17 protein-coding genes and 1 pseudogene are annotated in these 18,677 nt (G+C 31.3%); 15 read left to right on the top strand and 3 right to left on the bottom strand.

Going from position 1 to position 18,677, the window contains the following annotated elements:
- Position 1 precedes the first annotated feature (1 nt).
- From EAG11_RS03620 to rlmH, 5 genes are all read left to right on the top strand, one after another.
- The gene (locus EAG11_RS03620) at positions 2-397 is read left to right on the top strand and encodes an OsmC family protein (RefSeq protein WP_129537946.1); all 396 of its coding nucleotides are present in this window, start codon (positions 2-4) and stop codon (positions 395-397) included.
- A gap of 5 nt (positions 398-402) precedes the next feature.
- Complete coding sequence (locus EAG11_RS03615) at positions 403-687, top strand: GNAT family N-acetyltransferase (RefSeq protein WP_035628749.1); 285 nt, start codon at positions 403-405, stop codon at positions 685-687.
- Positions 688-1,115: 428 nt separating this feature from the next.
- Positions 1,116-2,534: an adenosine deaminase gene (locus EAG11_RS03610; RefSeq protein WP_129537945.1), complete on the top strand. Its 1,419-nt coding sequence runs from the start codon at positions 1,116-1,118 to the stop codon at positions 2,532-2,534.
- Positions 2,535-2,536: 2 nt separating this feature from the next.
- Entirely contained in the window at positions 2,537-2,839 is a 303-nt protein-coding gene (locus EAG11_RS03605) for an antibiotic biosynthesis monooxygenase (RefSeq protein ID WP_129537944.1), read from the top strand.
- 117 nt (positions 2,840-2,956) lie between these two features.
- Positions 2,957-3,430: a 23S rRNA (pseudouridine(1915)-N(3))-methyltransferase RlmH gene (gene rlmH, locus EAG11_RS03600; RefSeq protein WP_129537943.1), complete on the top strand. Its 474-nt coding sequence runs from the start codon at positions 2,957-2,959 to the stop codon at positions 3,428-3,430.
- A gap of 40 nt (positions 3,431-3,470) precedes the next feature.
- Here rlmH and EAG11_RS03595 read toward each other — a convergent pair whose 3' ends face one another.
- Both EAG11_RS03595 and folP read right to left on the bottom strand, forming a co-directional pair.
- On the bottom strand, positions 3,471-4,079 hold the full coding sequence (locus tag EAG11_RS03595; RefSeq protein WP_242499256.1) for a hypothetical protein: 609 nt from the start codon (positions 4,077-4,079) through the stop codon (positions 3,471-3,473).
- Positions 4,080-4,176: 97 nt separating this feature from the next.
- Positions 4,177-5,001 (bottom strand): dihydropteroate synthase, encoded by an 825-nt coding sequence (gene folP / locus EAG11_RS03590; RefSeq protein ID WP_129537942.1) that lies wholly within the window; start codon positions 4,999-5,001, stop codon positions 4,177-4,179.
- A 150-nt stretch (positions 5,002-5,151) separates the two neighbouring features.
- Between folP and EAG11_RS03585 the strand changes: the two are divergent.
- The 10 genes and pseudogenes from EAG11_RS03585 to EAG11_RS03540 form a co-directional block, all read left to right on the top strand.
- Positions 5,152-5,613: pseudogene (locus EAG11_RS03585) on the top strand (DUF1599 domain-containing protein); the annotation flags it as partial.
- Between the two features lie 129 nt (positions 5,614-5,742).
- Positions 5,743-6,843, top strand: coding sequence for a BT_3928 family protein (locus EAG11_RS03580; RefSeq protein ID WP_129541017.1), 1,101 nt, complete (start codon positions 5,743-5,745; stop codon positions 6,841-6,843).
- 110 nt (positions 6,844-6,953) lie between these two features.
- Positions 6,954-7,619, top strand: a complete 666-nt coding sequence (locus tag EAG11_RS03575; protein ID WP_129537941.1) for a YqiA/YcfP family alpha/beta fold hydrolase — start codon at positions 6,954-6,956, stop codon at positions 7,617-7,619.
- A gap of 7 nt (positions 7,620-7,626) precedes the next feature.
- On the top strand, positions 7,627-8,244 hold the full coding sequence (locus EAG11_RS03570; protein ID WP_129537940.1) for a hypothetical protein: 618 nt from the start codon (positions 7,627-7,629) through the stop codon (positions 8,242-8,244).
- 337 nt (positions 8,245-8,581) lie between these two features.
- Positions 8,582-9,076 carry a TlpA disulfide reductase family protein gene (locus EAG11_RS03565; protein WP_129537939.1) on the top strand — a complete coding sequence of 165 codons (495 nt, stop codon included), beginning with the start codon at positions 8,582-8,584 and terminating at the stop codon, positions 9,074-9,076.
- Positions 9,077-9,111: 35 nt separating this feature from the next.
- Positions 9,112-9,864 carry a triose-phosphate isomerase gene (tpiA, locus tag EAG11_RS03560; RefSeq protein WP_129537938.1) on the top strand — a complete coding sequence of 251 codons (753 nt, stop codon included), beginning with the start codon at positions 9,112-9,114 and terminating at the stop codon, positions 9,862-9,864.
- Between the two features lie 212 nt (positions 9,865-10,076).
- Positions 10,077-13,112 (top strand): choice-of-anchor I family protein, encoded by a 3,036-nt coding sequence (locus EAG11_RS03555; protein ID WP_129537937.1) that lies wholly within the window; start codon positions 10,077-10,079, stop codon positions 13,110-13,112.
- 258 nt (positions 13,113-13,370) lie between these two features.
- Positions 13,371-14,114 carry a methanethiol S-methyltransferase gene (mddA, locus tag EAG11_RS03550; RefSeq protein ID WP_129537936.1) on the top strand — a complete coding sequence of 248 codons (744 nt, stop codon included), beginning with the start codon at positions 13,371-13,373 and terminating at the stop codon, positions 14,112-14,114.
- Positions 14,115-14,208: 94 nt separating this feature from the next.
- A complete protein-coding gene (locus EAG11_RS03545) occupies positions 14,209-14,625 on the top strand; it encodes an OsmC family protein (RefSeq protein ID WP_129537935.1) in 417 nt (138 codons plus the stop codon).
- Between the two features lie 294 nt (positions 14,626-14,919).
- Positions 14,920-15,450: a biopolymer transporter ExbD gene (locus EAG11_RS03540; protein ID WP_129537934.1), complete on the top strand. Its 531-nt coding sequence runs from the start codon at positions 14,920-14,922 to the stop codon at positions 15,448-15,450.
- A gap of 340 nt (positions 15,451-15,790) precedes the next feature.
- On the opposite strand, the gene EAG11_RS03535 is transcribed toward EAG11_RS03540, so the two are convergent.
- Positions 15,791-18,388, bottom strand: a complete 2,598-nt coding sequence (locus EAG11_RS03535) for a leucine-rich repeat domain-containing protein (RefSeq protein ID WP_129537933.1) — start codon at positions 18,386-18,388, stop codon at positions 15,791-15,793.
- Positions 18,389-18,677 lie beyond the last annotated feature (289 nt).

Raw genomic sequence — 18,677 nt, 5'->3', positions numbered from 1 at the left:
TATGAATACAATAACAGCAAGCATTGACACAAGAAAATATCGGACAGAAATAAAATCGGCAAGTGGTAATATTGTTATCGCCGATGAACCACAAGAAGTTGGAGGAAAAAATTTAGGCTTCTCCCCTTCCGAATTATTGGCATCTGCATTAGCCTCTTGCACCTTGATTACATTGCGTATGTACATCGACCGTAAACAATGGGATGTTACAGAAATTAATATTTCGGTAGATTTTGAGAAAAACACAGAACAAAACGTTTCCTTATTAAGTCGCAAAATAGAGATAATAGGAAATGTAGATGAATCTCAAAAAGAAAGACTTTTAAAAATTGCCAATAGTTGCCCGATTCACAAAACCCTAACAAACACGATACAAATACAAACCACTTTAGACTAAACATCATGGAAATAGAACAAATAAACGAAGGTAGAAAAGGATATTATAAAGCAGTAGAAGACGGAAAAGAAGGTGGAAGAATGACCTATACTTGGGCTGGAGACACTAAATTTATAATTGACCACACCGAAGTAAATCCCGATTTTAACGGTAAAGGTGTTGGGAAAAAATTAGTTATGGCAGCAGTAACATATGCTCGCGAAAACAATCTAAAAATCATTCCCCTTTGTCCATTTGCAAAAAGCGTATTTGATAAAACAGACGATATAAAGGACGTCTTATTTCACTAATTTTTTTTTAGGCGCAAAGGCTCTGAGGTGCAAAGATACAAAGGCTTTGGGCTTCAAGAATGTTGAATTTCTAAGTCACAATCTTGTCAGACTAAACGGAATCGTAGAGCAATGCTGAGTTCTAATTGCACATAATTTGGAACGTGGATGATACAGATTCGCCTTTGGCGAGAACACGGATAAAACGTTTTTTTTCTCATTGTCATTTTAAAAATCTGTTTTTATCTGCTTCTTTACTAAGTAAACCCGTTTCATCCGCCTTCTATTTTTTTAAAAAAGTTTCTGTAAAGACGCACAACAGTGCGTCTTTTTTTATAATATTATCATGAATTAAGTTACTTAAAATAATGATTCACAAACCAATTTACATCTATATTTTCAAATGTCCTCCTAATCAATTATATTTGCATGTAATTTAAACCTAGACTATGACAAGGATAATTACAATTTTCTGTTTTCTTATAGCTCAGATTAGCTTTTCTCAATCAACAGCAACTTATTTAGATAAAATTAGAAACAACGAAGCGGCACTAACTGCTTTCTTTTCTCAAATGCCAAAAGGCGGTGATTTACATCATCATTTCTCTGGTTCTATCTATGCAGAACCTTTACTAGAAAGAGCAATTTCACAAGATTTCTTTTTAAATTTAGAAACAATGCAAGTTTTAAAAACAAAACCTGCAAATGGAAATTGGGAAACTTTTTCTTCACTTAAAAACAAAGGAAAACTAGAATATTACAAGCAACAAATCATGCAAACTTGGTCTGTTAAAGACTATAATGGAATATCTGTTCCTTCTGATGATTTGTTTTTTGACTCTTTCGAAAAATTCTCTCCAACTATCGACGGTCATTTTGCTGAAGGTATGCTAGAGCTTAAAAACAGAGCAATTAAAGAGAATGTAAGCTATATCGAAACACAATTAAACACCATTCCTTGTGATATGAATGTGGATGATTTAGCTGATTTTAATACTAAACTAAGACAAGTAGCTGCTCAAAAAGATGAAAAAGCACTTTTCAAATCTTTAGATTTACTTTATAAATCATTACAAGACAAAAATGCTGTAAAATACGCTGAGGATTTCAATACTAATTTCATAGCAAAATTACATAAGGACCTTAAAATCGACGATGCTAATTTTACAATGCGTTATCAAAACTTCGTGTTGCGTTTTATGGAACCTGTCGATTTGTTCAAAAATCTTATGATTGCCTTTATCTCTGCTGACAAAAGTAAACTTGTAGCAGGTGTAAATATCGTTTCTCCAGAACATGGCGAAACTTCTATGAAAGATTATTGGTTACACATGGTAATGTTTAAATACTGCCATTCTCGTTTTCCTGATGTAAAATATACACTTCATGCTGGTGAACTTACATTAGGATTGGTTCAGCCAGAAGAGTTAACATGGCATATTACTGCAGCAATACATACTGCAGGAGCAAACAGAATTGGTCATGGTGTAGATATCGCTTACGAAGAAAACTCGTACGACTTATTGCGTTACATGGCAAAGAATAATATTCCGATTGAGATTAACTTAGTAAGTAATGAGTTTATTTTGAAAGTTAAAAATGCTCGTCATCCTTTTACATTGTACAAAGAATTTAATGTTCCAATTGTGATTAGTACTGACGATGCTGGAATTTTAAGAACAAACATGACGGAGCAATACGTTTTATTAGCAAGCAGATATCAGGATGTTTCTTATGCAACTATCAAACAATATGTTTACAATAGTATTAATTATAGTTTCATTCAGGATAATACAGTTAAAAAACAATTGCTAAAAGACCTTGATGCTAGATTTAAAACTTTTGAAGCTAAATTTTCAGAGAAATAAATATGATTCAAGAAGCGGCGATTTTATTTGTAAAAAAAGACCAAGAAAAGGATTTTGAGAATGATTTTGCTATAGCAAGTCAGTATATTAGTTCTATTGAAGGCTATTTAGGACACAGTCTTAAAAAATGCATAGAACAGACCAATAAGTATCTTTTATTGGTCGAATGGCGCAATCTCGAAGATCATACGATTGGTTTTCGAGAATCAACGGCATATCTTGAGTGGAAGAAGCTATTGCATCATTATTACGAACCGTTTCCTATTGTAGAACACTTTGAAACTGTTTTTGAGAATAAAATATAATTACCTTTTAACCATAAAGGTTTACGCCAAGATTTAAAATCAGTCTAATCTTTTTTATCCCAATAGCTATCGAGAGTGACAAAACTTAAAACTCAAAACAAAATATAATTCCTAAGGATGAATATCAAACTTATTGCCATTGGCAAAACCGACAATAAATCGCTTCAAACTTTAATTGACGATTATACCAAACGTTTGTCTTTTTACATCAAATTTGATTTGGAAATTATTCCTGACATCAAAAACGTAAAAAACTTATCTGAGAGTCAACAAAAAGAAAAAGAAGGGGAATTGATTTTGGCAAAATTAGCGCCAACAGATCAATTAATTTTATTGGATGAAAACGGAAAAAACTTCTCAAGCGTAGGTTTTTCAGAAGAATTACAAAAGAAAATGAACTCGGGTATTAAAACCTTAGTATTTGTAATTGGTGGACCTTACGGATTTTCGGATACTGTTTATAGCAAAGCACAAGGGAAAATTTCACTTTCATTAATGACATTTTCCCATCAAATGGTGCGTTTGTTTTTTATTGAACAGCTGTATCGTGGTTTTACAATTTTAAGAAACGAACCTTACCATCATCAATAATACGTTTCTGATTATCGACTACAATCACAGGTATTCAGTATTAATAAATAATATCTTCTTTATAATTTATAAACACTAATCCGGGTTGCTTCATTTCTAACTTATTGATAAGAATCTTACATCTAACATATTCTTCGTAAGTCATATTCTTATCATATGAAAATGTAATTTGAGCTTTTGGGTTTATAATCAAACTATCTAAAAAAGGCTTCAAGTTTTCCTTCGGAAAATCATAAGTCTTTTTTCCTTTATATTCAATTTTTCCGTTTTTCTTAAAATACAATTGACTTACATTCTTACTGGCTTCACCTAGTTTATAATATACATCTGTAAAAGGTAAAAATGCCATATTCTTACCAATTGTATCTGCGTATGTATAATAATTTTGAGCGTTTTCGTTTTTATGAGCAGAATCTGCTCGCTTTTTCTCTTGAAGTTTCATTACTTCAGGAATCACTATTCTCAAAGGCAAACGCTTATCGATGTTAAAAAGCCAATTGGTTGAAATAATACTGTTTTTTCTATTTACTTCTGCCAAAGTGTCTTTTCCTTCTGTTCTAAAAAAATATAAATAGGCGAATGATCCATTACCTCTTTTACAACTGATACATTTGCCTTTGGTAGTAAAACATCTTCCTTTTTTCCACAAGAGAAAAGAATAAAAGCGAAAATTAAACTTAAGTATTTCATATTTTGAATTCTATTTTATTATTGTTTAGCCAAAGATTAAAATAAATCAATCAATATTAAGTGGCTATCTTATTATACAAAGTAACACATTCCATCGCTTCTTTTACATCATGAACCCTTAGAATTTTTGCTCCTTTTGTTAATGAAATAGTATTTAGTATCGTTGTTCCGTTCAACGCTTCTTGCTGACTAGTATTTAATTCTTTGTATATCATTGACTTTCTAGAAAATCCAGCCAAAACGGGTAATTCTAATAAATTAAATAATTCCATTTTTTGCAAGACCTCATAATTTTGATCTAGCGTTTTAGAAAAACCAAAACCAGGATCTAATATAATATCGTTTATACCTAGATTTCTAGCTTGTGCAATTTTTTCAGAAAAATAAAAAAGCATCTCCTTTACAATATCATCATATTCAGTCAGGCTTTGCATCGTTTGTGGCGTACCTCGCATATGCATCAAGATATACGGAACATTGTATTTGGCAATTACCTCGAACATTTTATCATCTAGATTACCTCCCGAAATATCATTGATAATAGCAGCTCCATTTTCGATACAAGCTTTTGCTACTTCACTTCTAAAAGTATCTATAGAAAGGAATGCATCTGGATAATGTTTTAAAATCAATTTTACAACAGGAACAATTCGGTCTAATTCTTCTTCTTCCGAAACAAACTCGGCACTTGGCTTACTCGAATATGCTCCAAGATCGATAAATGTAGCCCCATCAGAAAGCATTTTTTCTACTTGAGAAAGTATCGCCTGATTGCTATTGTATTTTCCGCCATCAAAAAAAGAATTTGGCGTTACATTTAAAATTCCCATTACCTTAGGAACTGACAAATCAATGAGTTGCCCTTTGCAGTTAATCAACATAATTTTATTTTATTTTAGTCTAAAGCTTCAAGTTGCAAAACGTTTTCTAACAGATTTTAACCTGAAACAAACAAAACTTGAAACTTGAAACAAAACTTTTAAAAATTTTATCCTTATTTTTGAAGAAATTTAGACAAATATACATCAATAATGAAGAATACTCCTCAAGAATACGATAATGTAATTGCGATTTGTCGTTCGCTTTTTATCAATAAAATGAAAGACTATGGTAGTGCGTGGCGCATATTAAGGTTGCCTTCATTAACCGACCAGATTTTTATAAAAGCACAACGAATTAGAAGCTTACAAGAAAATGAAATTCGTAAAGTTGACGAAGATGAAAAAGGAGAATTCATAGGAATCATCAACTATTCAGTAATGGCATTAATTCAATTAGAATTAGGAGTTGCTGATCAGCCTGATTTAGATGTAGAAAAAGCAACTGAATTATACGATGCCAAAGTAAAAATCACTAAAGAATTAATGCTAGCAAAAAACCATGATTATGGTGAAGCATGGCGTGATATGCGTGTGAGCTCATTAACTGATATCATTCTTCAAAAATTACTTCGCGTTAAACAAATAGAAGATAATAAAGGTAAAACTTTGGTATCTGAAGGAATCGATGCTAATTATCAAGATATGATTAACTACGCTGTTTTTGCATTGATATTAGACCCTTTGGAAACAAAAAATAATTCCTATTTTGTAACCTTCAAAAAACTTAAACTTAAAACCTACATGAAAAATATAATTACACAATTCTCAAGAATATTTGTTGGAGTATTATTTATTATTTCTGGATTAATAAAACTAAATGACCCTGTTGGATTCTCTTATAAATTAGCAGAATACTTTAGCGAACCTGTTTTCAATATCCCTTTTTTAGAGCCATTATCACTAGGATTAGCCTTGTTTTTAGTAATTCTAGAAGTAATTTTGGGAGTAATGCTTCTTATTGGCTACAAATCTAAAATTACAATTTGGAGCTTATTAATCCTTATTATCCTTTTTACTTTCCTTACTTTTTATTCTGCATACTTTGATGTAGTAAAAGATTGTGGTTGTTTTGGTGATGCTTTGCATTTAACACCTTGGCAATCGTTCACGAAAGACATCGTTTTACTATTCTTCATTTTAATATTATTCATTAACAAAGAATTAGTTAAACCTTTATTCAGTAACAGCGTTCAAAATATTATTACCTATATAAGTATCTTTTTGTGCATTTTTATGGGAATTTGGGTGTTGAACCATTTACCAATAAAAGATTTCCGTCCATATAAAGTAGGTTCAAACATCGAAAAAGGAATGGAAATTCCTGAAGGAGCTCCACAGTCAGTAGTTGAAATGATTTTTATTTACAATGTAAATGGTGTAAACAAAGAATTTACTGAAAAAGATTTAATGTCTATCCCAGAAGGAGCAACGTTTGTTGACCGAAAAGACAAAGTGATCACAGAAGGTTACGTACCTCCTATTCATGATTTTTCTATGGAAAAAGATGGGGAAGATTATAAAGATCAATTCTTAAAAGAACCAAAACTTATGATTTTTGTTACTTACGATTTAACTCGTTCTGAACCAGCTGGTATGGAAAAATTAGAAAAATTAAATGAAGAAGCTAAAGCAAAAGGATATAAAGTAATTGCAATGACAGCTTCAGGACAAGATGAAATTGCTGCTGCAAAAAAACAATACAAACTAAATGTTGATTTTTACTTTTGTGATGCAATAACTCTTAAAACAATCGAAAGAGCGAATCCTAGTATCGTAATTTTAAATAATGGAACTGTTGCTCAAAAAGTACATTACAATGACATTAAAGATTTAAAATTGTAAAACTTTTTACCGTTTTAAGCAATAATTTTTTGCATCAATAAGCCTAAATAATGGTTTATTGATGCATTTTTTTTATGTACATTTGAAAGTATATCCTTAATATTAACATTATGAGTAAAACTCAAAACGTTGTGTGTTTTTTATTTTTTATCCTTTTAAGTACTCTTTGTTTTGGTCAACAAAAAGTAAAAGATACAACACAAGCCTATATCTTTTTTTTACACAATAAATTCCTTGAAGAAAACGATTTAAATACTGAACATCCTGAGTATGGAAGAGCAGAATACAATGAAATCATTAAATCGTTTAAAGATGATAATTTTATTGTTTTTAGTGAATTAAGAACTCCAGAAACCGATTTCAATAAATTCGTTAGAAAAACTGTAAAACAAATTAATAGCTTGATTAAAAAAGGCGTTAATCCTAATAAAATAACAGTAATAGGTACTTCTAAAGGAGGTTATATTGCTCAATACGTTTCTACTTATTTGGCAAATCCCAACGTTAATTTTGTATTTATAGGATGTTTTACTGATGCTGATATAAAACAAATCCCTGATTTAAATTATTGTGGAAACATCTTGACAATCTATGAAAAGTCAGATGTGTATGGTGTTTCGGCAATAAAACGAAAAGAAACTTCGAAGTTGAAAATTAATCATTTTAAAGAAATTGAATTAAATACAAATCTGAAACATGGCTTTTTATACAAAGCTTTAAATGATTGGATTGTACCTTGCAAGAAATGGGCAAATGGCAATTATCAATTAAAATAGATGCATCATGGACTTAGAGAGAATCAAAGCACTAAGAAATAAAATACCTATTCCCTTAAATACTGCTGTTGAGCTTTTAAGAAAATATGACAATGATATCCTTGTATGTGAAGAACAATTTCATAATGGTAACATCAAAGAAATTAGTAGAATAACAGAATGTGAAGAAGAAATAGTGAAACAAAATTATCTTTTTTGTAATTACGATAAAAATAAAACTATTGAGAAAATTAATTCAAGACAAATAATACTTACTACTCGAAAGAATAAAACTCCAAAAAATGAAATTGGCTTTATTATATGGCCAGAAAATACAAATGGAGAAAATTATAAAACAGTTAAAAGAAATGATGCTTTTATTCCAACAGCTTACTTTGAAGTTATTATAGAAAAATTTAAATCTGTTTTTCCTCTACAAAATCCTTGGAATAAAAATATAGAAGAAAGTTTTGATACTTGTGGGCATAATTATTTTGATAATAAAACTTGCATAACGATCGTAGAGAAAATTAGCCAAACAAAAACCGACGATCCAAATCTCAACTCATTTTTACAAGAAGCAATACAATGGTTTAATGACAAATTAAAATATGCTGATTATATTATAATTTATGGAAATTTATAATCTTAAAAATAAATCAATTACATTAAGAATAAACACTGATTTTAAGAAATAAGCATAGTTCAAATTTATTCCCTCTTTTTATATACTAACCAGACGTTTTTTTCCTTTTAGAATACTTTCAAGAACCAAAATAATATCTCTTTTTTAAGTTTATTTTAGCTCAACTCTTTTTTATTTATTCAAAAAACTAGTTTTCTCACCCAACTATTACGATTTCATTTTATTTTTTGTAACCAAAATTGTTCAATTTGTGACAAAATAAGTACGTCTTCAAATTTTGTTAATCTCTATTTCTGTTTCGATTTGTTTGTTTAACTTTGGTAAAAAATATACATCTATGAAACAAATAATTCTATTGCTTATTGCTTTTGCTACGTTTTCTTGTACAAATGCACAAAAAACTGCTTTTTCTAAAGAAGCACTATCAGAAAAATTATTATCGACAGATGATAGTCAAATTGCTTTCAAAGACATATTAAAAAAATACAAAGGAAAAACTTTAGTAATCGAAGTTTGGGCTTCATGGTGTGGCGATTGTATAAAAGCAATGCCAAAAGTAAAAGAATTACAAGCTAACAATCCTGATGTAGCTTACCTATTCCTTTCAGCTGATAAAACTGCCGATAAATGGAAAGCTGGAATTGAGAAACACGAAATAAAAGGAGATCATTTTATGATGATCGATGGTATGAAAGGTGTTTTTGGAAAAGCAATTGATTTAGATTGGATTCCAAGATATATTATTGTAGATAAAAAAGGTAAAATTGTTTTGTATCGTGCAATTGAAAAAGATTTCGATAAAATCAATCAAACATTACAAAGCTTAAAATAATAATAAATTTCAAAAAAAATAAAAAACAAACTGAGATGAGAAAGAAAATTGTTGCAGGAAACTGGAAAATGCATAAAAACGCAGAACAAACTGAAGATTTATTAAATGAGTTAATTGCTAAATTACCAACTGTAAGTGAGGCTCAAGTAATTGTTGCTCCTACTTTTGTAAACTTAGCTTCTGCGGTTGCACATTTAGAGTTTACAACTATTGAGGTTGCTGCACAAAACGTACATCAAGCTGAAAGTGGAGCCTTTACAGGTGAAGTTTCTGCGGATATGCTAAAAAGCGTTGGTGTAAACTACGTTATTCTTGGACACTCTGAGCGTAGAGCTATTTTTAAAGAAACGGATGCGCTAATTGCTAATAAAGTTGATACTGCATTGAAACATGAATTAACAGTTATCTTCTGTTTTGGTGAAGAATTAAAAGACCGTCAAACAGGAAATCACTTTAATGTTGTTGAAAACCAATTAACTGATGGTTTATTTCAAATAGAAAAAGAATCTTGGGCTAATGTTATCCTTGCTTACGAGCCAGTTTGGGCTATCGGAACAGGTGAAACTGCTTCGCCAGAACAAGCACAAGAAATGCACGAATTTATTAGAGAAACAGTTCGTAAAGCTTTTGGAAAAGAGATTGCCGAAGAAGTTTCTATCTTATACGGTGGAAGTGTAAAACCTGATAATGCAAAAGAAATTTTCTCTAAACCAGATGTAGACGGTGGTCTTATCGGTGGAGCTGCATTAAAAGCAGATGATTTTGTTGCTATTGTAACAGCTATCTAATATTTCCCATTATATCATATAAAATGGTTTGAGAGTGCAAAACTTTCAAACCATTTTTTTATTCAATCAATTTATAATCATCTGAATAACAACAACAAATGATAACCTTAAGTAAACATTTAAGGTCATGATTTAATCATTCCTTGTTTTTATAATAATCTTATTATAACAGTTTTAAGTGATTTTTGTAGCCTACCATTAAACTACAAACTATGAAAAAACTTTACTTAAAAACGTTATTTTACTTTTCCTTATTTTTCACCTCTTCTTTCTCATCGGGACAAACATTAATTAATTACTGGTCTTTTAATAATCCTACATCTGTAGCAACTATGACCACTCCAAATGTTGCACTAATTACCGGAACTACTATAACTGCGATTGCGGGCGGAACTAGTTTTATAGAATTTAATGGCGGAACTGGACAAAATTTCGACCTTTTGAATCTAAACTCTCGTAATAGTGAAGTTTCAGGTACACACTTACGCTTTAGTAATCCTATAGGGGGTGCGTTAGTATTTGCTTTACCAACCACAGGTTATAAAGATATAATTGTAAAATTTGCTACACGTCGCTCTGCACAAGGAGCAGGAACTCAAAATTGGTTCTACTCTCTTGATGGGAATTCTTATACTTCATTTACCCCTGTTACTCCAAACAATGGAGATCCTGGATTAGCTACTTTAAATTTCACTGCAATTACAGGCGCAAATAACAATTCTAATTTTAAAATAAAGGTCGAATTTGATCAAGGTCCTGGCGGAACTGGTGGAAACAATCGTTTTGATAATTTTACAACCGAAGGAACTCCTAATGGCGGTGGAGACACAACTGCTCCTGTAGCAACTTTTTTGCCTGCAAACACAAGTACAACCATTAGTACTACAGTTAATCCTACCATTATTTTTAACGAAAGTATCCGTTTAATTAATGATAACAGTATAGACAACACTAATGTCGCCGCTTTACTAGAATTACGTTTAAACAATGCAACTGGCTCTTTGGTTCCTTTTGCTGCAACAGTAATTGATAAAATCATCACAATTATACCAGCACAAGCATTGTCAAATAATCAAACGTATTATCTGGCATTATTACCAAATACTATCGAAGATTTAAATAACAATGCAATTACTACAACACAATCGTCAACTTTTACAACAGCTAGTCCAACTGTTTCATTTGCTTCTAACTTTGTTACTGTAAACGAAAACGCAGGAAATTTAAATTTTGTAATCAATTTAGGAAGTCCAATAATAGGTTCTGTAGACTTAGTTGTAAAAGGAGCCCCTTTTAGCACTGCTGACGCTAATGATTTTACTTTAAGTACACAAACCTTGCATTTTACCAATTCAAGTGCTTTAACGCAAACTATTACAATTCCTATTATCGATGATAATCTAGAAGAACAACAAGCAGAATATTTTGTACTGAGTTTAGAGAATCCTGTTGGTTTTACAATTACAGGAACTCCTACAGCTACAATTTACATTAAAGATAATGACCGTTTAGCTCCAGTTCCTAATAAAGAAATCGAACTAAATTACATCGGCAGTTTTGATCCATCTGGAAGCAATACCAGCACCTGCGAGATTGTTGTTCATGATAAAGATTCTCAACGCTTATTTACTACAAGTGCCGTTGCAGGATTTCTAGATGTAATAAACTTTAGTGATCCTACTGCCCCAAAGGTGATAAAATCTATAGATATGAATGTATATGGCGGCGTAACGAGTGTTGCTGTAAAAAACGGAATCGTAGCTGTTGCTTCGCCAAATACAAATGAAGCCCTTAATGGTTCTGTAGTATTTTTTGATACCAATGGTATTTTCCAAAAACAAGTAATTGTAGGTGCTTTGCCTGATATGATTACATTTTCACCCGATGGAAAAAAGGTTATGACTGCCAATGAAGGACAACCAAACCTTGATTATACTGTTGATCCAGAAGGATCAGTAAGTATAATTGATATTTCTGGTGGAATTGCCACTTTAAGTCAATCGAATGTTACAACATTACTTTTTACTGCTTATAATGCTCAGGAAACTACATTAATTGCATCGGGTGTTCGAAAACTAAAACTAACCAGTACACTATCTCAGGATTTGGAACCAGAATATATTACTATAAATTCTGACTCTAAAAAAGCATGGGTAACTTTACAAGAAAACAATGCCATTGCCGAGATTGATTTGACTAATAATACAATAACCGATATTTGGGCATTAGGAACAAAAGATATCAGTATTCCTGGAAATGGATTTGATGTATCTGATAACAATGGCGAAGTATTAATTGCCAATTGGCCTATGAAAGCCTTTTATCTTCCAGATGGCGTTGCCAATTATACTATTGGAACAAATACATACTTGGTTACTGCAAATGAAGGCGACGAAAAAGAATACACTGGTTTTGTAGAAAGAACAACTGTAGGTGCAACAAATCTAGATGCAGGTATTTTTCCTAATGCAGCCGTTTTAAAACAAACTTATAATTTAGGTCGTTTTAGAACAACCAACCTAAATGGAAATTTAGATGGCGATGCCGATTTTGAAGAGATTAATTGCCTTGGAGGACGTTCTTTTTCTATTTTTAATGCAACTACCAAACAAATCGTTTTTGATAGTGGAGACGACTTCGAAATGTACACCGCAGCAAATTTGCCATCATTATTTAATGCTGATCACGAAAGTAATGCTACCAAAGCAAGAAGCCGTGCCAAAGGCCCAGAACCTGAAGGAATAACAACTGCGAAAATCGGAAGCGAAACCTTTGCGTTTATATCACTAGAACGTGTTGGTGGTGTTATGGTATACAATGTCACTGACCCCAATAATGTAAAATTTGTAGAATATAAAAATAGCCGCAGCACATCGGCATATGCAGGAGATCACGGACCTGAAGGTATTACCTATATTGCTCCTGAAAATAGCCCTACAGGGAAAGGCTATATACTTGTGGCTAACGAAATAAGTGGTACAATTACCATCTTTGAAGTAAATGCCAAAAGCTTATCAGCTCCCGATTTTGTTTCGGACAGCACTCCTACTTTTGCATTATTCCCAAATCCATCCCAAAAAGGAATTGTATATTTTAACAGAACTGCCGATGTTCAAGTATTCGATATAAATGGTAAAACTATTTTAACTACCAAAAATGCACAAACCATCAATACTTCTCAACTTGAAACAGGAATTTATTTTGTTAAAACCTCCGAAGGAATTGTCAAAAAAATGATTGTAAAATAGTTGAAGAATACTGTTGTACTCCCCAATACAATAAAATAAAAAAGAGTGGTAATTAATTTTATCACTCTTTTTATTTACACAAAAGTAAAATTAGCATTTAAAACCTAGATGAAATTTGATTATATTTGAGATACAATTATTTGAAATTCAAAACAATAAAAAACAACTATCTGCTTCTTGCCATTATTATTCCCTCCTTAAATTCAAAAAAATGAAATAAACTGCTCTTTATTAATCCCCATCATAAAACCTACAAATATGATCAAATCAATCACTTTTCTTTATGGAGTATTTGCTTACCTCCTATTTCTCATTGCTTTTCTTTATGCAATAGGATTTGTTGGCAATTTTATCGTTCCCAAATCAATCGACACAGGAACCGAAACAACTTTTGTACAAGCATTACTCGTTAATGTCCTTTTGTTAAGTCTGTTTGCCCTACAGCATAGCATAATGGCTAGACCAGCATTCAAAAAATGGTGGACGAGTATTATTAGTCCCGTAATTGAGCGTAGTACCTATGTCTTACTCTCCAGTTCGGCATTACTATTAATGTACTGGCAATGGCAGCCTATGCGATTCATAATCTGGGAAATTGAGAATAAAACCGCTACTATGATTATAAATGGTATTTATTTCTTAGGATGGATTATTGTATTACTCTCTACGTTTATAATTAATCATTTTGAATTATTTGGGCTGAAACAGATTATTCAAAACATGAAAAATAAAGCCACACAACCCGAATGCACCACCTTTAAAATAAGCTACTTATACAAAATAGTAAGACACCCTATTATGCTGGGGTTTTTAATTGCATTTTGGGCAACACCTCTAATGACACTGGGTCATTTAGTCTTTACATTAACTACAACCGCTTATATTTTTATTGCAGTAAAATTTTTAGAAGAAAAAGATCTTCAGAAGTTTTATGGAGAAGAATATAAGAATTATCAAAAAAAAGTTCCAATGCTGCTTCCGTTTATCCAAAAGGGAAACTAATCTGTTTTTTTAATCATTTTAAATTCAGTAAAATACACAAAAATCAATTAATTTAGTTACTACAATTTTTACTAAACCCATTAAATTCAAAAAGATGAAATTTACTAGAAAAGCACATGCCAACTGGAAAGGTACCGGAATGGAAGGAAAAGGAACTATTAGTACTCAGAGTACCACACTAGATAATGCCCAACTATCATTCAAGACTCGTTTTGAAAATGGCGTCGGGACCAATCCTGAAGAATTGATCGCTGCAGCTCATTCTGGCTGTTTTACGATGCAATTAAGTTTCTTACTATCCGAAGCTGGATATACTCCAGAAGATTTGCATACAGAAGCCACAGTTACGTTTGAAGACGGAACAATAACCCAGATTAATTTAGATCTAAAAGGAAAGGTTCCAAATATCTCCGAAGATGAGTTTTCTAAAACAGCTTTAAAAGCCAAAGAAATTTGTCCGATATCTAAATTATTGAAAACGAATATTACTTTATCAGTAAGTTTACTTTAAGAGAAGAAGTTCCGAAAAGCAAGGATCAAAACGCAATCCATACGCATGTTTTACATAAAGATTTCGCTTTGTACTTTGTCTCTTAGTCCTTTGGACGTTTGTATCTCTGAACCTATAAATAAAGTCCCATAGTAATATGGGACTTTATTTTTATCTCTTATTTTAAAACAGCAACACTTGAAAACAAAACCAACTTATTTATCAATCATATTCAAAATTTATTATATTTATGACAACTAAATAACAAAAAAGTCTAAATTAACTCAGCTCTAATTTATCTAAAAAATACAAGCCATGGAAATCTATAAAAAAGACAAGAAAGTAAGAAGTAAAAAATTAAAAGCACGTGTAGATTTAACCGCCATGGTAAGTGTTTCCTTTTTATTAATTATATTTTTTATGGTTACGACTGAATTGGGCAAACCTAAAGCGATAGATTTAGGCTTACCTGAAAAATATCCTGGTTGGAGTGGTTGTGGTAAAGGTATTGAGGATCGCGTCCTAACAGTTTTACTTGATGATAATGATAGAATAGTATTTTATAGCGGATTCCTAGAATGGTCAATGGATACTCCTAAAGAATTAAAATATGGTAAAGATGGAATTCGTAAAGAATTGTACAACAAAAACAAATCTATTCTAGAATATTCAGCTAACATTGGAAGACCTAATAGAGGTGCAATTGTAATTATAAAACCAAGCAAAAAATCCAATTATAAAAATTTAGTGGACATTTTGGACGAAATGGCAATTGCTAAAATTGAAACGTATACAATTGTAAATGATTTTACACCTGAGGAATCAAAATTATTGGCCGCGAGATAAAATAGAATCCATAGTATCTGCGTTCAATATCAACCACTCGTCTAGCCCTGTCCCGATAACTATCGGGAGTAACGACATCCTTTTTATTTTTTCTTTAAAAATAAAAAGATATAGTGGATAGCAAGAAATAGCTCCTGAAAAATTAAATTCAAATTGGTAGGTACTATCTCAGTATGCTCAAATTAACAGCATTAATTCCCAATAGAAAAGCGCTTCGACTTCGCTCAGCCTGACAATATAAAACTTGAAACAAAGAAAAACCTGAAAGCTTAAATAAAAATATAAAGCATAAAAAAGTCCCACATTGCTGTGGGACTTTTGTTTTAGAGTAAACTAAGCCTTATTTTTTAATGAACTTCGTACTTGAACTCCCTTTATCTGATTTTACTTTTATAAAGTAATTACCTGTTTTAAGATTTGCAACATCTATATTAGAAACTGATTTTGCATTTGGAACTGCAATTACTAATTGCCCTAAAACATCATAAATAGCAATCGATTGTACTTCAATATCTTTTCTGCTTGTTATATTTAAAACTTCATTTGCAGGAACCGGAAATAAAGCAAAATAATTAGAGAACTCAAAATCAGGAGTTCCTAATGTTGTTTGAAATGTAGAAGTTGCTTTATTGGTTAAAATTGGGAAATTATAATCAAAATAAATATTCGCATCGTTAGTAAACGAATCTCCTACTTTTAATGTTGACTTAGTTTTAATTTTAAATGCTATATATCCATCATTATTGGCATCATCAAAAGGAAGATTGATGTTTTCAAAGATAAACTCTACTTTATTTCCCTCAGTAATGTTAGTTACAAAAGGATGACTTGAACTTGTAGGAGCCAAAGTCGCAATATCAAATTTAGCTAAATCAATCATGTCTTTAACTACAATATTCTGTGCCTGATAAGTACCTGTATTCTCAAAACGAATCATATAATGTACATACTCACCAATTAAGTTTGGAGTAATAACTGATCCTTCTAAACACGTTTTATCATTCGGATCATAAGAACCTACTACAATTTGATTTAGAGTAAATGTATTATCATTTGGCGTATCATCAGTACTTAGAGTCTGTATCGTTGCCACAAACGACAAAATATCGCCATTATTAACTGCTGGAGTTGCAGTTGGCGCATTTACTTTTACAGTAAATATAATTTCTTTAGATTCAAATGGTCTTAGGTTTGTAAAATTCCAAAACAAATTATTCGATGCCTGATTTGATACAACTGGATTTGCTGAAACAAAGTCTAAAACTGAATCATTAAAATTCAGATTAACTGAACCTGATTGCACATTATTCCCTTTGTTTTTGTAGACTATTTTATATTGAGCCTCAAAACCAGGTCTCGCTACATTTATCGGTAATAAAGTAACCTCTAAATCAGAGTGCGTACCCTTAGCAGTAATGCAAAAGTTTTGAGTTACTGGACTTGATTGCGCTGGAAAAGTAGCATTAATAGAAGTAGGCCAAATAGAGAAATATTCAGGATTTTCTAAAACTGGAGTTATACTATGTGTTCCAGTTGGCAAAGAAATAGAATAGCTACCAGTAGCATTTGCTATTATACTTCCTGTATTTGTACCGTCTGATAAGTTAAATTTTAAATTTGGGAAACCCAAATCCTGAGCATCACAACCATTTTTATCGCTATCAATTTTACTATTTCCTTGAACTGTAAAATAGGTACCAACAGGTTTAAAAGAACAGTAAGCATTTACATTACAATTGGTATATCCGTATGTTGTTACCAGAGCTTTAACCTGCTCTAACTGATTCTCATCTGCACAAACGTATTGCAGGTTTGGATTTGCAGAGAAATTTAAAAAACCTGCCTCTTTGCTACCGTTTCTTATCAATAGAGAAGTAAGTTGGTTTTGAGAGCAATCAAGTCGTGCTAAACTTTTTAAATCACTTAAATCTAATGTTTTTATCTGGTTATTAAAACACTGTAGATTTTCTAAATTTATTAATCCATTTAAGTCTAGTGACGTTATTTCATTATTACTACAGCTCACTCCTTTAAGTTGCGTTAAGTCCCTTACATTTAAATCAGTAAACCTATTATTGCTACAATTCAACCACTGCAGTTTCCTTGAAGCACCCAGTTTTAATGAAGAAATATTATTCCCGTCACAATATAATTCTTCCAAATTATACATATTACTTACATGCAAATCTATTATTTCATTCGAAGAACAATTTAAATAGACTAAGTCCCATAAAAAATCTGTATTTAATTTTACCAATTGATTATTCTGACATGACAAATACTTAAGCTTCACTAAATCAGCAACGTTAAACTCGGTAGATTTTAGCCGATTATCTTCACAACTTAAACTCTCCAGTTTTGTTAAACTACTCATATCTAATGCTGCCAATTGATTACTTGAGCATCTTAACTTCTTAAGTTGTACTACTCCTAACAAATTTAACGTCGTTAATTTATTGTTGGTAGCCACAATTTCAGTCAGGTTTGCAGCGCCATTTAGACTCAATGTTGTGAGCTTAGGATTACCTGTACATTGAACGAATTTTAAGTTTGTCAATCCATCTGCCAATATCGTAGTTAATTCAGGTAAATTTTCAATTTGTAAATATTCTTTACTTTGAATGTTTGAATACCTTAAATGCACCAGTTTCTTTAATTTATTAAAATCAATATCCCTCAAGAGCGGGTTATTACTACAATCTAAAAATTCAAGATTAGTAAAGCTATCTAGCCCCTCCAAAGAAGTAATATTGGAGTTACTCAGATCTAAAAAAGTAATCTTTAAGGCTTCACTAATTTCAATTTCAGAATTTGAATTTATGTCAACATTCAATGATATCAACTTCATCTTAAGATTAAAGTCTGGAATAATAATATTCTGAGCATATAAACCATTAAAAAAGCATAAAGTCAGAACTAAAAAGTAGATTTTCTTCATATAGTAATTTTTTAAACAAAAATAACTTTTTAATACAATAACACAATTTTTTTTGTTAATATTAAGCGATAAAACTCTTATTTACCATAAAACAAAAGACTCCAATAATCTCACTCCCCTACATTATCAAAATTAAAGAAATTCCGATTCAAGCATCAAACAGGAATTCTCCACTATTACTTTAGATACTTTTCCATCTAGATAATACTCTTCTAAAAATGACTCTCCTAGCCCTATCGGGAGTAACGACATCCTTTTTATTTTATCTTTAAAAATAAAAAGATATAGT

Origin of the sequence: Flavobacterium sp. 140616W15 (assembly GCF_003668995.1) — a bacterium.
In the GTDB taxonomy this organism is placed as follows: domain Bacteria; phylum Bacteroidota; class Bacteroidia; order Flavobacteriales; family Flavobacteriaceae; genus Flavobacterium.
This window is presented reverse-complemented; position numbering and strand designations above follow the sequence as displayed.

Excerpts from the sequence above, each read along its gene's own strand:
- EAG11_RS03615 (WP_035628749.1), top strand. The coding sequence starts at position 403 with ATGGAAATAGAACAAATAAACGAAGGTAGAAAAGGATATTATAAAGCA.
- EAG11_RS03575 (WP_129537941.1), top strand. The coding sequence starts at position 6,954 with ATGAGTAAAACTCAAAACGTTGTGTGTTTTTTATTTTTTATCCTTTTA.
- EAG11_RS03555 (WP_129537937.1), top strand. The coding sequence starts at position 10,077 with ATGAAAAAACTTTACTTAAAAACGTTATTTTACTTTTCCTTATTTTTC.
- EAG11_RS03565 (WP_129537939.1), top strand. The coding sequence starts at position 8,582 with ATGAAACAAATAATTCTATTGCTTATTGCTTTTGCTACGTTTTCTTGT.
- EAG11_RS03545 (WP_129537935.1), top strand. The coding sequence starts at position 14,209 with ATGAAATTTACTAGAAAAGCACATGCCAACTGGAAAGGTACCGGAATG.
- EAG11_RS03610 (WP_129537945.1), top strand. The coding sequence starts at position 1,116 with ATGACAAGGATAATTACAATTTTCTGTTTTCTTATAGCTCAGATTAGC.
- EAG11_RS03620 (WP_129537946.1), top strand. The coding sequence starts at position 2 with ATGAATACAATAACAGCAAGCATTGACACAAGAAAATATCGGACAGAA.
- mddA (WP_129537936.1), top strand. The coding sequence starts at position 13,371 with ATGATCAAATCAATCACTTTTCTTTATGGAGTATTTGCTTACCTCCTA.
- EAG11_RS03540 (WP_129537934.1), top strand. The coding sequence starts at position 14,920 with ATGGAAATCTATAAAAAAGACAAGAAAGTAAGAAGTAAAAAATTAAAA.
- tpiA (WP_129537938.1), top strand. The coding sequence starts at position 9,112 with ATGAGAAAGAAAATTGTTGCAGGAAACTGGAAAATGCATAAAAACGCA.
- rlmH (WP_129537943.1), top strand. The coding sequence starts at position 2,957 with ATGAATATCAAACTTATTGCCATTGGCAAAACCGACAATAAATCGCTT.
- EAG11_RS03605 (WP_129537944.1), top strand. The coding sequence starts at position 2,537 with ATGATTCAAGAAGCGGCGATTTTATTTGTAAAAAAAGACCAAGAAAAG.
- EAG11_RS03580 (WP_129541017.1), top strand. The coding sequence starts at position 5,743 with ATGAAAAATATAATTACACAATTCTCAAGAATATTTGTTGGAGTATTA.
- EAG11_RS03570 (WP_129537940.1), top strand. The coding sequence starts at position 7,627 with ATGGACTTAGAGAGAATCAAAGCACTAAGAAATAAAATACCTATTCCC.
- EAG11_RS03535 (WP_129537933.1), bottom strand. The coding sequence starts at position 18,388 with ATGAAGAAAATCTACTTTTTAGTTCTGACTTTATGCTTTTTTAATGGT.
- folP (WP_129537942.1), bottom strand. The coding sequence starts at position 5,001 with ATGTTGATTAACTGCAAAGGGCAACTCATTGATTTGTCAGTTCCTAAG.